Source organism: Ruegeria sp. HKCCD6426 (assembly GCF_057221115.1).
Genome location: NZ_JBWVBF010000002.1, coordinates 447,780 through 461,419, shown reverse-complemented (window position 1 = coordinate 461,419; position 13,640 = coordinate 447,780). Strand labels below are relative to the sequence as shown.

Sequence of the window (13,640 nt, the reverse complement as noted above, 5' to 3'; positions counted from 1 at the left end):
GTTTATGGCGCATACCCGGATCACATGGCGATTCACATCATCACGAATTTCCGTGTGCTTTTCGTGTGTTGGCGTGAGATCTGCGTGATCAGCTTGTGTTTTCGCGCCTTATGATTAGGTTCCGGTTCGAAACAACCGGATAGAACACACATGACCGACCTGACCCCGCGCGAGATTGTCTCGGAACTGGACCGCTTCATCATCGGGCAAAAGGACGCCAAACGCGCCGTGGCCGTTGCTCTGCGAAATCGCTGGCGGCGCAAGCAGTTGTCGGATGAAATCCGGGATGAGGTCTACCCAAAGAACATCCTGATGATCGGCCCCACCGGTGTTGGTAAAACCGAGATCAGCCGCCGCTTGGCCAAACTGGCACGCGCGCCGTTCATCAAGGTCGAGGCAACCAAGTTCACCGAAGTGGGCTATGTCGGTCGCGATGTGGAACAGATCGTGCGCGATCTGGCAGATGCGGCAATTATCCAGACCCGTGAATACATGCGCGAAGACGTCAAGGCCCGCGCCCATCAAGCCGCTGAGGATCGTGTGATCGAAGCCATTGCCGGCGAAGATGCCCGTGACGCCACGCGTGAAATGTTCCGCAAGAAACTCAAGGCTGGTGAGCTGGACGACACAGTGATCGAGTTGGAGCTGTCCGATTCCTCGAGCCCGATGCCAATGTTCGACATCCCGGGTCAGCCGGGCAGCCAGATGGGGATGATGAATCTGGGTGACATTTTCGGTAAGGCTTTCGGGGGACGTACCGTTAAAAAGCGGATGACCGTCGCCGATAGCTATGAAGCCCTGATCGGAGAAGAGGCGGACAAGCTGCTGGATGACGAGACTGTCAACCGTATCGCGTTGGAGTCGGTGGAGCAGAACGGCATCGTGTTCCTTGACGAGATCGACAAGGTTTGTGCCCGAACAGACGCACGCGGCGGCGATGTCAGCCGCGAAGGCGTACAGCGCGATCTGCTGCCTCTGATCGAAGGGACGACCGTGTCGACAAAGCACGGCCCCGTCAAAACAGACCATATTCTGTTTATCGCATCAGGCGCATTCCATATTGCCAAACCTTCGGATTTGCTTCCCGAGCTACAGGGTCGCTTACCGATCCGGGTGGAATTGCGGGCACTGACCGAAGAAGACTTTGTACGCATCCTGACCGAAACCGACAACGCGCTGACCCTCCAATACACCGCGTTGATGGGTACCGAGGAAGTCACGGTAGGGTTTACGGAAGACGGCATTGCCGCGCTGGCTCGTATCGCGGCAGACGTGAACCAAAGCGTAGAAAACATCGGCGCTCGGCGTTTGTATACGGTGATGGAGCGGGTGTTCGAAGAACTGTCCTTTACCGCCCCCGATCAGGCCGGGGCAGAGATCATCGTGAACGCGCAGTTTGTGGACGACAATCTGGGTGAGTTGACCAAATCTGCGGATCTCAGCCGTTACGTTCTGTAACATAACCCGGCCGGAACTTGCCGGCCGCCATAAAGGTATGACTGGACGCCGGGCTTGAATTAGGTAGCGTGGGCGCAAAACCTCATTGGGGCGACTGTGCTACGCTATCTGATCATCTGTGTGACCCTGTTTTCGCTGTCCGCCTGCGTGGATCGGTCTGTAACCGAAATTGCGCCCGACGCCCTGAGGGTCGGCACGCCTGTGACTGTCTTTGCGACGACAACCCGCGCTCGCGAGGCTGATGGATCCTATGGGTCCCAACGAGCCGAGGCATTACGGTACCTCGAGCTTACCGTTTCCATCCCGCCTTCGCATACGCCGGGAAGCCTGAACTTCTCGTACGCGAACCCCAACCCGAACAAGCAATTTGTTCTGGCAGACGTCACCGAGTATTCCGGGCCGCAAGATTTAAAATCGCGCCTGCGTGGTGTTGACGACGTCATCATCTTTGTCCACGGCTACAACGCCACGCAGACCGAAACCGCTTTTCGGGCGGCGCAGTTGAGCCACGACATCGGTATTCCCGGAACAACTTTCATTTATTCCTGGCCCAGTAAGGGCAGTGGCACCGGATACGCCTATGACCTGGACAGTATGCTGTTCGCTCGAGACGGGCTTGAATCCACAATCCGAAACATCAAGGCAATGGGTGTAAGTCGAGTGATCCTGATGGCGCATTCCATGGGCGGTGCCCTGTCGATGGAGATGATGCGCCAAGCCGAGTTGCGCGAGCCCGGCTGGTCCAAACGAAACCTGGAAGGGGTGATCCTGATTTCACCGGATCTGGATGTGGATCTGTTCCGGTCGCAAATGGACAGCATAAAGTCTGCTCCGGATCCGTTCATCGTGATGGTGTCGAAGAAAGACAAGATTCTAAACCTATCAGCGCGATTGCGTGGAACTGCGGACAGCCAGCGACTGGGCAATATCAGTTCGGTCGAGGAACTGGCCGAGTATCCGATCAGCGTCATTGACACCACAGCGTTCAACAGTGACGCAGGATCGTCGCATTTCGTGGCTGCGACCTCTCCGGCGTTGCTTGCCATATTGAGTTCGGTTCGCCGCGTCAGCTCCACCTTTGGACCGGATCGACCTGGAATTGATGTCATTGCACCACCAAGCACACGCAATCCGGACGGCGCAACCGAGATTGTTCTGACGGAATCCGGGCAGGCTAAGGTCAGCGCTCCGTGACGCAGTTCAACCTGCGTCGGTATCTGATTCAGAACACCACCTGGTTGAGCGCGGGCGTGCTGTTGACCTTCCTGTCCAGTTTTGGTCAGACCTTTTTCATTTCGATCTTTGCGGGCGAGATCCGTGCCGAATTCGGATTGAGCCATGGCGCTTGGGGTGGGATCTACTCGCTCGGCACGACGGTCTCAGCCGTGGTGATGATCTGGGCGGGCGGATTGACGGATATCTTCCGCGTTCGTGTTCTGGGGCCATGGGTTCTGGCTGGTCTGGCGTTAGCCGCACTGGCGATGGCGCTGAACGTTTGGGTTATCCTGCTGCCAGTTGTGATCTTCTTGCTGCGGCTGTTCGGGCAGGGGATGAGCACTCATATTGCGATGGTTGCCATGGCCCGTTGGTTTACCGCAACGCGAGGACGGGCGCTGTCGATCGCCACGCTGGGTTTTGCCGCTGGAGAGGTTGTGCTGCCTATCAGCTTTGTCGCTGCGATGGCACTGGTGGACTGGCGGTGGCTTTGGGTGGTCGCAGCATGTGTAACCGCACTGGGTGTTCCGGTTCTATTGCGTTTGCTGCGCCAGGAGCGCACGCCGCAAAGCCTTGCAGAGTCCTACTCTGCGGTGGGAATGGAAGGGCGCCACTGGACGCGGAAAGAGGCCCTGTTCAACCCGTTGTTCTGGTTCATGGCACCAGCTCTTTTGGGTCCGTCTGCATTTGTAACCGCGTTTTTCTTTCACCAGGTCCATCTGGCTGAAATCAAAGGTTGGGCACATATTCAGCTGGTGGCCCTGTTTCCCGCCTATACCGGGGTTTCGATGTTGGCGATGTTTGCCTCTGGCTTGGCTTTGGATAAATGGGGCACGGCGCGCATGATGCCCACGTTTCAGCTGCCAATGGCGGCAGGATTTGTCATCCTGTCGCTTGCCACATCCGTTGGCGGCGCGTTGTTGGGTCTGGCCGTACTTGCTCTGACCGTCGGGGCCAATAGCACCTTGCCCAGCGCCTTTTGGGCCGAGTTCTACGGCACCCGCCATATCGGTGCGATCAAAGCCATGGCCACAGCTCTGATGGTTCTGGGCTCTGCAATCGGGCCGGGCTTAACCGGGGTTCTGATTGACGCGGGCGTCCCCCTGGAAACTCAGTTCCTCTGGATCGGGGGGTTCTTTGCATTGTCCTGCCTGTCGGTCTGGATCGGCGTCAGCCGAGCCGTGCGCAGTCTTTAGCGGTTGCGGCGCAGATAAACATAGTAAGCCCCGTCGCCACCATGGCTGATATGCGCTGGGGTCACCTGCAAAACTGCCTGGGCCAGCGGCGGAAGGGATAACCATTGCGGCACCTGATTGCGCAAAACTCCGCGAGGCGTGGGAATCGGACCGGGCTCATCCCGATCTTTGCCTTTTCCTGTCACCACCAAGATCAGGCGTTTGCCTGATGCCTGAGCCGTCAGGACAAAGCGAACCAATGCCGGATGTGCCGTGTCCACGCGCATTCCATGCAGGTCGATCTTGCCCTCTGGCTTCAGCTTGCCGCGCTTCATACGGCCGAAAGCTTTGGTGTCCATCTGCACAGGGCTGGACCGCAGGCTTTCAGTGACCGATAGCTTCAGAGCATTCCGGGTCGGTTTCGCCTGCGCTTTCTGCCCAAGCTCAAACGTGTCGATCCGGGGTTTAGGCACTTTGGACGGCTTGGGTCTTGGCAAAGTAGACGGATGAACGGTCTGAGGCAGTTCTGGATGCAGGCGCTCAGCCTGCTTGGCAACCTTACGCCACAACTCGATCTCATCCGCGGTTAGTTTGCGTCGCGACATCAGAACTCATCCGGCAACAGGGCATAGGCGCGTTGGATCGGCAGCAAAACGACCATCCGACCGGGATCCTTCAGACGGCCGGCAGCCTGACCGGCATCATCCCCGGTTCCGAAAAAGATATCGGCCCGTTGCGCACCCTTGATGGCCGACCCTGTATCCTGTGCGATCATCAAGCGGCGCATTGGCACTTTGCCGTCTTTTTCAACCCAGACTGGCGCACCCAGTGGAGTAAAGGTCGGATCCGCCGCGATGCTGCGCATCGTCGTCACAGACCGGTTCATCGCCCCCAGAGGCCCGAATTCGGGCGCAACACGGGTAACCTCACGGAAAAAGACATACGAAGGGTTATGGAACAACAACTCGGCCCCGGCCTCGGGATTTTTCCGCACCCAGGCACGGATCATCTGAGCGCTAACCTCATGCGCACCCAATGTACCGCGTCGCACCAGCTCGGCCCCGATGGAACGATAGGGGTGCCCATTTGCCCCACCGTAGCCGACCCGCAATGCACCGCCATCGGGCAGGCGAATTCGGCCCGAGCCCTGAATCTGCAGAAAGAACAGCTCGACCGGATCGTCCACCCAGGCGATTTCCAGCCCGCGCCCTTGCATCACATCGCCCGTCAGCAACTCGCGCCGACTGAGCCACCGATCGGCATCGCGCGCTTCAGGTGGTTTCTTGTAAAGCGGATAGCGGTACTTTTCAGACCGGGCTCTCGATCCATCCAGTTCCGGTTCGAAATACCCGGTAAATAGCGCGTCTTTGCCGTCTTCGATCAAAACCGGTCGGAAGAACAGTTCAAAGAACGGCCGCGCAGCGTCGCTGTCATAAGACCGGGCAACGGCGCACAGCGCCTGCCAATCCGGATCATCCAGATCAGCACAAGTGTTCAGAAATACCGAAAGCGCCGCGCCATGATCATCATCGGCCCAGCCGTCTAGATCGTCAAATGACAGGATGGACCGCGTCGCCTCGGCTCCGGCGGCGCTGGTGGCGGTCATGACACCCACCAAAAGTAGCGACCGGAGTGCTGCAATCATGCGTCCGTGGCGACAAGCAGCCAGTTTGGATCGTCCTTGCCCATGACGCGGGCAAAGGTCCAGCTGTCCTTTTGGCGTTTGACGGTGTTGGGGCTGCCTTCGATGATGTCTCCACCGCGATCCCGCACGACCGAGGTCAGCTCACCGACAAACTTCATGGTGATCTCGGCCTGATTGGTATCCTTGTCGAAACTCACATCAGCCAGAGTGGTTTCGCGCACTCCAACAAACTCGGCTTCGATCGTCAGGCCCTGATCTTCACGGGACGCGACGACAGAAACAAAAGAATCAAACACCTCTTCGGACAGGAAGGGCTGAATTTCGTTAAGATTGCCTTTTTCGAATCCCATCACGATCATCTCATACGCCCCGCGCGCGCCCTGCACGAATTCGCCAACCGAGAATCCGGGTTCAACGCGCTTCATCGCAGCGAGTGTCTGTGCCTGTTCGCTGTCTTCAGGAACGTGGTCGGTGATGTCATGATCCGGACCGCCTTCGATCACTTCGAAATCGCGGCGCGACTTGCTTGTGTCAGACTGCTGCAAGGGCGGCTTTTCAAAGCCTTCCCGTGTGCCGAGAACGCTTTTCAGGCGCAGGATCAGGAAAATGGCAATTCCGGCTAACACCAATAGCTGGATCAGGGGTGAGTTCATTTCGTCCTCTTTTCAGAACCGAGACTTTGTACACGCGGCCTCATGCCACTATGTAGGTGACAGTTGGTGGCAAGTCCACATCCCGGCCTATGGTAAAGGATAACGCAAATGTATCTGTTCTTGGCATTTTTATTGGTCCCGATCATCGAAATTGCCCTGTTCATTCAGGTCGGTGGATTGATCGGCCTGTGGCCAACGCTTGCAATTGTGGTTCTGACGGCCGTTCTGGGCACTGTTTTAGTGCGGACACAAGGTCGCATGGCCCTGGCAAACCTTCAGCGATCCTTTGCCGAACTGGATGATCCGACCGAACCGCTGGCCCATGGTGCCATGATCCTTTTGTCGGGTGTGTTGCTTTTGACACCGGGCTTTTTCACTGATGCTATTGGATTTGCCTTGTTAATCCCCGGCATTCGCGTTGCGGTTTTCCGCTACCTCAAATCAAAGGCGACGATCACCCATTTCCAGATGGGCACAGGGGCGCAATTCCGATCAGGCAGCGATCCGTTCGATCAGGGTGACATCATCGACGGTGATTTCTCGGAAGTTCACCCGCGTAGCGACCCGGCAAAGCCCTCGAAATGGGTCGAAGGGCCGCACCAGCATTGAGGTGTCCCGCCCAACTTGCTAAGCAGTGGCGAATTTCATTTTTGGAGTAGTTCCATGGCCGAAGAAGGCGCCACAGAAAACACCGCGGCCCAAGCCGCACCGCAAGTTCAGATGCGCGTTCTGTCTCAGTTCGTTCGCGACATGTCTTTTGAAAACGTCATGGCCCAAAAAGGTGTGTCAGGCGAGGTACAGCCAGAGATCGCTGTTCAGGTAAATCTGGACGCGAAAAAGCGTACACCGGATCACCAGTTCGAGGTCGCGATCAAGCTGAACCTGAAATCCAAGGCAAAAGGCCTGGAAGACGTTCTGTTCCTGTTCGAAATCGATTATTGTGGTCTGTTCCACATCGAAGGTGTGCCCGAAGATCAGCTGCACCCCTTCCTGATGATCGAATGCCCGCGGATGCTGTTCCCGTTCCTGCGTCGCATCGTCAGCGACGTGACCCGCGATGGTGGCTATCCGCCGGTCAACCTGGACAACATCGACTTCGTCGCACTGTATCGTAACGAGCTGATGCGCCGTCAGGCCGAACAGGCGCAAAAGACCGAAGCCTGATCTTTTGACCCGCGCCGGGCAGGCCTCAGGCGCGGGTCCACAGGGCGTTCTCGCCTAGTTTTTCCACAAACTCCTGATGTGCGGCCCGTTCTGTTTCGGTGACCCGAGACGGCAATGGCGTTGGCCGTGGTGTCGGTCGCCAGTCGTCACCCCCGCCTGACATGCCTGTCGCCACAGAAGACAGGCCGAAGTCCGGCTGCCTGCCACCGATCAGCTCCAGATAGACCTCGGCCAGAATCTCCGAGTCGAGCAGTGCTCCGTGCAGAACCCGGTTCGAGTTGTCGATACCAAACCGGCGGCACAAGGCATCCAACGAGGCAGGTGAGCCGGGGAACCGCTTGCGCGCAATGGCCAACGTGTCCAACGCTTGTTCCATCGGGATTAACGGGACACCCATCCAGCCCAATTCCGCATTCAGAAATTTCATGTCGAACGAGGCGTTGTGAATCACCAGTTTCGCGTCGCCGACAAAGTCGCGGAAACCTTGACCAACCTTTGCAAAGACCGGCTTGTCCTTCAGCGTGACCTGTCCTTTTTCAGGTGGGCGCGGGGGTTCCAGCAGGTCCGGGCCAATGCCATGCACACCGAATGCTTCTTCCGGCATCGAACGTTCGGGATTGATGTAGACGTGATAGGTCTCGCCGGTGGCGACATGATTCCACAATTCGACTGCACCGATTTCAACGATCCGGTCACCACTTTCAGGGTCAAATCCTGTGGTCTCGGTATCGAGCACAATCTCACGCATCTGCCATCCCCGCCCTGATCTGCCTGACCACATTCTGCACTTGCGCGCGCGCGTGGTCCAGCGTGTCCGTAACAATTACAAAATCCGATCGAGCGCATTTTTCGTCATTCGGCATTTGCTTGGCCCGGATCTGTTCGAACTGGGCTTCGGTCATGGTTCCACGTTCCATAACCCGTTGTTTTTGTATTTCTGCCGGTATTGATACGCAGGCAACTGCATCCATCGCCGCTTCACCACCGGTTTCAAACAGCAGCGGAATGTCGAACACCAGAATATCGGCCGTTGCAGTTTCACGAAACGAAGCGCGATCTGCCGCCACCAGCGGATGCACAAGCGCCTCGATCGATTTGAGGGCTGCCGCGTCCGCCGCGATGATTTGCTTCAGCGCATCCCGGTTGACGGCACCATCGACGATGGCTGACGGAAAGGCCGCCAACATTGGTTCAACTGCCGCGCCCCCCTTGGAATACAGCCTATGTACAGCGGCATCCGCATCCCAAAGCGCACAGCCTTCATCCACGAACATTTGTGAAGTGGTGCTTTTGCCCATCCCGATCGAACCCGTCAGACCAAGCGCAAAACTCATGCCAACGCCGCCGCGCGGGTTTCCGCATCCACCTCGGGACGCAGACCAAACCAGCGTTCGAACCCGGGAACAGCTTGGTGTAACAACATACCCAGACCGTCCACTGCCGTGCATCCTGCCTCTTCGGCTTGAGACAGCAGATGGGTTTTCAGCGGCGCATAGACCAGATCGGTCACAACGGCACCGGGTTGCAAACCATCCAGTGGTACGCGCAGTTCCGGCTGGCCCTGCATTCCAAGGGACGTGGTGTTGACCACAAGCTCGGCATCTTCAATGACATTCCCGGCCTGAACCCAATCAACGACCGAAATGCGCTGACCAAATTCCTCATTCAGGTGATCGGCGCGGGTGCGGGTGCGGTTGGTCAGCAAAATTTCGGGCACCCCTGCCAGCGCAAGCGCATGCAGAACAGCCCGCGCCGCGCCGCCGGCGCCGAAGACCACCGCCGGGCCGTCCTTTGGGTTCCAATCAGGTGCTCCACTGCGCAGATTCTCCATGAATCCATAGCCGTCGGTGTTGTCAGCATGGATCGACCCATCTTCGCGAAACACCAAAGTGTTGGCGGCACCGATCACCGAAGCCCTGTCCGAAACGTGATCTGCCAGCCGCAACGCCGCCACTTTATGCGGCACGGTCACGTTGGCGCCGACGAAACCCGCCTTGGGCAAAGTGCGCAGAACCAGCTCAAGATCAGCAGAGGCCACATCCATCGGAATATAATGACCCGCCAAATCGTACTTTTTTAGCCAATGCCCATGCAGTTTAGGCGACCTGGAATGCGCAACAGGATGCCCGATCACTCCGGCCAGTGGGATGCGGTGGTCCGTCATTGATCAATCACTCCGTTAACAGCCAGAAAATTGAGAAGCTCCAACAGGGGCATACCCAAGACGTTAAAATAGTCGCCGTCAATGGTGGCAAACAACCGGACGCCTTCCTCCTCGAGCTTGTAGGCGCCGACCGCATGACGAATGCTGTCCCAATTTCGTGTAACATAGTCCCGCAGGTAAGCATCCGAACTCATACGCATCCGCAACCTTACCTGTCCAACATGTCGCCAGAGGGGCTCGCCATTTTGAAAGATGACCGCGGCTGAAAACAGCATGTGCCGCTTGCCCCGCATGGCCTTTAGTTGTGCTACCGCTTCTTCGGGTGTCTCAGGTTTGGACAATAGCTGCCCGTCGAAATCCAGAACCTGATCGCAGCCCAAAACCATGGCACCAGGAGATTTGTCGCTGACTTTGTGCGCTTTCATTTCAGCCAGTGTATCGGCCACATCGCGAGGTGACGCACCCTCGGCCAGCAGGGCCCGCTTGGCTGTGTCCTCGTCCACTCGGGCAGTCTGGACCGAAAATGGTACGCCTGCATTTCGCAATAGCTGCGCGCGGATCTCAGACCCTGAAGCCAGGATAATGGGGACAGACATGTGGAAAACCCCGTGTGCAATTCGATGAACGTTCTGGAGTGGTTTGTATGGTTTTCTGGTTGACACGCAACCCGGGGAATTTCGGGAAAATCTTCGCCGAGTCGCCCGGATACTATCCAATCTGGGCAAGGATAAGTCTGAAAATCAGGATAACCTGATTATCCGGAAATACTCTTGGATTTATCCCCATGGTTCTACGATAAATATCAGCACAACATATTGTTTTTAAATAGGTAATTTTAATATCAACAGAATCGGAAGACGGGTGAAGGTACTTATTCGCCCTGGGGAAAAGTCCTGAGTAAAAAAGTAATCCACGGATTTTCGCCTCTCTACAAAACCATCATCCTTTTTCTTTTCATATTTTTTTATTAGGGAAGATCAGATCCAAGCCGAGAGTCAGAATGACGGATTTACTTTTCACGCTGTATCCATGGGTGAAGTCCCTGCACATCATGGCGGTGATTTCGTGGATGGCAGGCCTGTTCTATCTGCCCAGACTGTTCGTCTACCACGTTGAGAAGGCACAAGCCGTCAATGGGGCGCAGGAAATCTTCTTTGAAATGGAAGACAAACTGCTGCGCGTGATCATGGGCCCTGCGATGATCGTGGCGTGGGTGTGCGGGCTGATCATGGTCTTTACGCCAGGTATCGTCGGATGGGACTGGACCTGGCCTTGGGTCAAAGGGGCAGCTGTGATCGGGATGACCTGGTTCCATCACTGGCTGATGGCACGGCGCAAGGATTTCCTGGAGGGCCGGAATAAGCTCACAGGACGCCAGTATCGCATGATGAACGAGGTCCCGACCGTTTTGATGATTGCCATCGTCCTAGCGGTCGTTCTGAAGTTCTGAGGGCTATTTGACTCCAGACCTGTTGATGCGTATGTAACGCATAACACGCCCGTCCGGGCGGCGTATCTTCCGTTCTGAAATTTCACTGAAGTGCCGCGATCCATGCGGCCAAGGTTCGTATCATCATGACAACTGAATCCCTGCATCTGGCCGAGCTAAAGGCCAAAAGCCCCAAAGACCTTCTGGCAATGGCCGAAGAGCTTGAGATCGAAAACGCCTCGACCATGCGGAAAGGCGAGATGATGTTCCAGATTCTGCGTGAACGCGCGGATGAGGGCTGGACCGTCGGCGGCGATGGCGTGCTTGAGGTACTGCAGGACGGGTTTGGTTTCCTGCGTTCGCCCGAGGCGAACTATCTGCCCGGTCCGGATGACATCTATGTCTCACCTGACATGATCCGCCTGCATTCGCTGCGGACCGGCGATACGGTCGAAGGGGATATCAAAGCCCCGGATGAGAACGAACGCTATTTTGCGCTGATCAAGGTCACGAAGATCAACTTTGAAGAGCCCGAAAAAGCCAAACACAAAATCCTGTTCGACAACCTGACGCCGTTGTACCCGGATGAGCGCCTGAAGATGGAGATCGAAGATCCCACCATCAAGGACAAGTCGGCCCGTGTAATCGACTTGGTGTCGCCTATTGGTAAAGGTCAGCGTTCGCTGATCGTGGCGCCGCCGCGGACCGGTAAGACGGTGATCTTGCAGAACATCGCGCATTCGATTGAACAGAACCACCCCGAGTGCTACCTGATCGTCTTGCTGATCGACGAACGCCCGGAAGAGGTGACCGATATGCAGCGCTCGGTGAAGGGTGAGGTTGTGTCCTCGACCTTCGACGAACCTGCGACGCGCCACGTAGCCGTGTCCGAAATGGTGATCGAGAAAGCCAAGCGTTTGGTCGAACATAAACGAGATGTTGTTATTCTTCTCGATTCGATCACAAGACTTGGTAGGGCCTTTAACACGGTCGTACCGTCCTCGGGTAAAGTTTTGACCGGTGGTGTTGACGCAAACGCCCTGCAACGGCCCAAGCGGTTCTTTGGTGCGGCGCGGAACATCGAAGAGGGTGGCTCGCTGACGATCATCGCAACGGCCTTGATTGATACCGGCAGCCGGATGGACGAAGTGATCTTTGAAGAATTCAAAGGCACCGGTAACTCGGAAATCGTTCTGGATCGCAAAATCGCAGACAAGCGCGTGTTCCCGGCGATCGACATCCTCAAGTCCGGCACCCGGAAAGAGGACCTTCTGGTCGACAAGGGCGACCTGGCCAAGACCTTTGTTCTGCGCCGGATCCTCAACCCGATGGGTACAACCGACGCGATTGAGTTCCTGTTGTCCAAGTTGAAACAGACCAAGACAAACGGTGAATTCTTCGACTCGATGAACACCTGACATAGGTCTTAACCCACGCGAGGCCTTCGAATGGATACGATATTCGCCTTGGCCAGCGCGCAAGGCAAAGCCGGCGTTGCGGTCATCCGCTTGTCGGGCCCACAGGCGCATACGGCCGCAAACGAAATTTCTGGTGGTGATCTGCCATCGCGCGGTATGCGAATGCGTAGTTTACGGGCCCAAGATGGGTCACCCTTGGATGATGGTCTGGTCCTAACCTTTGAGGCTCCGGCCAGCTTCACTGGCGAGGACGTGGTCGAGTTGCAAATCCATGGCAGCACCGCCTCGGTTAATGCGGTGCTGCGTTGCTTGTCCGAGTTTGAAGATCTTCGTCTGGCTGAACCGGGCGAATTCACCCGCCGCGCACTTGAGAACGGCAAGATGGATTTGGCCCAGGTCGAAGGGTTGGCTGATCTGATCGATGCGGAGACTGAAGCCCAGAGAACTCAGGCCCAAACGATTCTTGCAGGCGCGTTGGGCGCGTTGGCCGAACGCTGGCGCCGAGATTTGATCCGGGCGGCATCATTGTTGGAAGCAGTGATCGACTTTGCGGATGAAGAGGTTCCGACAGACGTCAGCCCCGAAGTTCGTGAGCTGATCGCTGGTGTCATGGCTGATCTCGAGCGTGAATCCCAGGGAGTGAAGATTGCTGAGCGAATTCGAACCGGGTTCGAGGTCGCTATTGTTGGACTGCCAAATGCGGGAAAATCCACACTTCTGAATGCACTGGCTGGGCGTGAGGCTGCTATTACGTCGGAATATGCAGGAACAACCCGCGATGTCATTGAAGTTCGGATGGATCTAGCGGGGCTGCCAGTGACATTGCTGGATACGGCAGGGCTGCGTCAAACAGATGATCATGTCGAAAACTTGGGTATCGAGCTGGCTCGTAAGCGCGCGATGTCTGCCGATTTGCGCGTTTTTCTGACGGATTCGCTGCAAGAGCTGGGTATTGATATTCAGGAGGGCGATATTCAGGTCTTCCCTAAATCTGACCTGAGGGACAGCTCGGTTGGCGGGATATCTGGTAAAACAGGGCAGGGTATTGACCAGTTGATATCCGATATTTCGCGGAAGCTTAGTGTTAAGACCACTAAATCTGGTATTGCGACGCGGGAACGCCACAGAGTGGCAATGCACAAGGCGATGCAGGCACTTGGTGCGGCGCAAACTGTTCTGGAATCGGGTCCGGACATGTATGATATCGCGGCGGAAGAGCTGAGAACAGCAATTCGAGCGCTTGAATCTCTGGTGGGCAGAATAGATGTAGAAACGCTTCTGGACGAAATTTTCGCCAGTTTCTGCCTTGGTAAGTAAGG

15 protein-coding genes are annotated in these 13,640 nt (G+C 56.4%); 8 read left to right on the top strand and 7 right to left on the bottom strand.

Going from position 1 to position 13,640, the window contains the following annotated elements; genetic code table 11:
• Positions 1 to 150 precede the first annotated feature (150 nt).
• The 3 genes from hslU to AC2TDA_RS06970 all read left to right on the top strand — a co-directional run bounded on the left by hslU (position 151) and on the right by AC2TDA_RS06970 (position 3,869).
• Entirely contained in the window at positions 151 to 1,458 is a 1,308-nt protein-coding gene (hslU, locus tag AC2TDA_RS06980) for an ATP-dependent protease ATPase subunit HslU (RefSeq protein ID WP_480877705.1), read from the top strand.
• A 96-nt stretch (positions 1,459 to 1,554) separates the two neighbouring features.
• The gene (locus AC2TDA_RS06975; protein WP_480845027.1) at positions 1,555 to 2,652 is read left to right on the top strand and encodes an alpha/beta hydrolase; all 1,098 of its coding nucleotides are present in this window, start codon (positions 1,555 to 1,557) and stop codon (positions 2,650 to 2,652) included.
• A complete protein-coding gene (locus tag AC2TDA_RS06970; protein ID WP_480877707.1) occupies positions 2,649 to 3,869 on the top strand; it encodes an MFS transporter in 1,221 nt (406 codons plus the stop codon). The genes AC2TDA_RS06975 and AC2TDA_RS06970 overlap by 4 nt, the downstream gene beginning before the upstream one ends.
• On the opposite strand, the gene AC2TDA_RS06965 is transcribed toward AC2TDA_RS06970, so the two are convergent.
• From AC2TDA_RS06965 to AC2TDA_RS06955, 3 genes are read right to left on the bottom strand one after another with little or no spacing between them, the layout of a single operon-like run.
• The gene (locus AC2TDA_RS06965) at positions 3,866 to 4,453 is read right to left on the bottom strand and encodes a Smr/MutS family protein (RefSeq protein ID WP_480877709.1); all 588 of its coding nucleotides are present in this window, start codon (positions 4,451 to 4,453) and stop codon (positions 3,866 to 3,868) included. The genes AC2TDA_RS06970 and AC2TDA_RS06965 overlap by 4 nt on opposite strands.
• The gene (mltA, locus tag AC2TDA_RS06960) at positions 4,453 to 5,493 is read right to left on the bottom strand and encodes a murein transglycosylase A (protein ID WP_480877710.1); all 1,041 of its coding nucleotides are present in this window, start codon (positions 5,491 to 5,493) and stop codon (positions 4,453 to 4,455) included. The genes AC2TDA_RS06965 and mltA overlap by 1 nt, the downstream gene beginning before the upstream one ends.
• Positions 5,490 to 6,146, bottom strand: coding sequence for a Tim44/TimA family putative adaptor protein (locus AC2TDA_RS06955; protein ID WP_480845022.1), 657 nt, complete (start codon positions 6,144 to 6,146; stop codon positions 5,490 to 5,492). The genes mltA and AC2TDA_RS06955 overlap by 4 nt, the downstream gene beginning before the upstream one ends.
• Positions 6,147 to 6,254: 108 nt before the next feature.
• Between AC2TDA_RS06955 and AC2TDA_RS06950 the strand changes: the two genes are divergently transcribed.
• Positions 6,255 to 6,755 carry an FxsA family protein gene (locus AC2TDA_RS06950; RefSeq protein WP_480877712.1) on the top strand — a complete coding sequence of 167 codons (501 nt, stop codon included), beginning with the start codon at positions 6,255 to 6,257 and terminating at the stop codon, positions 6,753 to 6,755.
• Between the two features lie 54 nt (positions 6,756 to 6,809).
• Positions 6,810 to 7,310 (top strand): protein-export chaperone SecB, encoded by a 501-nt coding sequence (secB, locus tag AC2TDA_RS06945; protein WP_480845019.1) that lies wholly within the window; start codon positions 6,810 to 6,812, stop codon positions 7,308 to 7,310.
• A gap of 25 nt (positions 7,311 to 7,335) precedes the next feature.
• Here the strand turns inward: secB and dnaQ are convergent, their stop codons facing one another.
• The 4 genes from dnaQ to AC2TDA_RS06925 are packed head-to-tail and all read right to left on the bottom strand — an operon-like array spanning position 7,336 to position 10,070.
• Positions 7,336 to 8,058, bottom strand: a complete 723-nt coding sequence (dnaQ, locus tag AC2TDA_RS06940) for a DNA polymerase III subunit epsilon (protein ID WP_480877714.1) — start codon at positions 8,056 to 8,058, stop codon at positions 7,336 to 7,338.
• Complete coding sequence (gene coaE, locus AC2TDA_RS06935; RefSeq protein WP_480877716.1) at positions 8,051 to 8,644, bottom strand: dephospho-CoA kinase; 594 nt, start codon at positions 8,642 to 8,644, stop codon at positions 8,051 to 8,053. The genes dnaQ and coaE overlap by 8 nt, the downstream gene beginning before the upstream one ends.
• On the bottom strand, positions 8,641 to 9,474 hold the full coding sequence (locus AC2TDA_RS06930) for a shikimate dehydrogenase (protein WP_480877718.1): 834 nt from the start codon (positions 9,472 to 9,474) through the stop codon (positions 8,641 to 8,643). The genes coaE and AC2TDA_RS06930 overlap by 4 nt, the downstream gene beginning before the upstream one ends.
• Positions 9,471 to 10,070: a Maf family protein gene (locus tag AC2TDA_RS06925; protein ID WP_480877719.1), complete on the bottom strand. Its 600-nt coding sequence runs from the start codon at positions 10,068 to 10,070 to the stop codon at positions 9,471 to 9,473. The genes AC2TDA_RS06930 and AC2TDA_RS06925 overlap by 4 nt, the downstream gene beginning before the upstream one ends.
• A 404-nt stretch (positions 10,071 to 10,474) precedes the next feature.
• Here AC2TDA_RS06925 and AC2TDA_RS06920 point away from each other — a divergent pair, with 404 nt between their 5' ends.
• From AC2TDA_RS06920 to mnmE, 3 genes are all read left to right on the top strand, one after another.
• Positions 10,475 to 10,924 (top strand): CopD family protein, encoded by a 450-nt coding sequence (locus AC2TDA_RS06920; protein WP_480877721.1) that lies wholly within the window; start codon positions 10,475 to 10,477, stop codon positions 10,922 to 10,924.
• A gap of 125 nt (positions 10,925 to 11,049) precedes the next feature.
• Entirely contained in the window at positions 11,050 to 12,321 is a 1,272-nt protein-coding gene (gene rho / locus AC2TDA_RS06915; protein ID WP_480845013.1) for a transcription termination factor Rho, read from the top strand.
• A 30-nt stretch (positions 12,322 to 12,351) separates the two neighbouring features.
• Positions 12,352 to 13,638, top strand: coding sequence for a tRNA uridine-5-carboxymethylaminomethyl(34) synthesis GTPase MnmE (gene mnmE / locus AC2TDA_RS06910; RefSeq protein WP_480877723.1), 1,287 nt, complete (start codon positions 12,352 to 12,354; stop codon positions 13,636 to 13,638).
• Positions 13,639 to 13,640 lie beyond the last annotated feature (2 nt).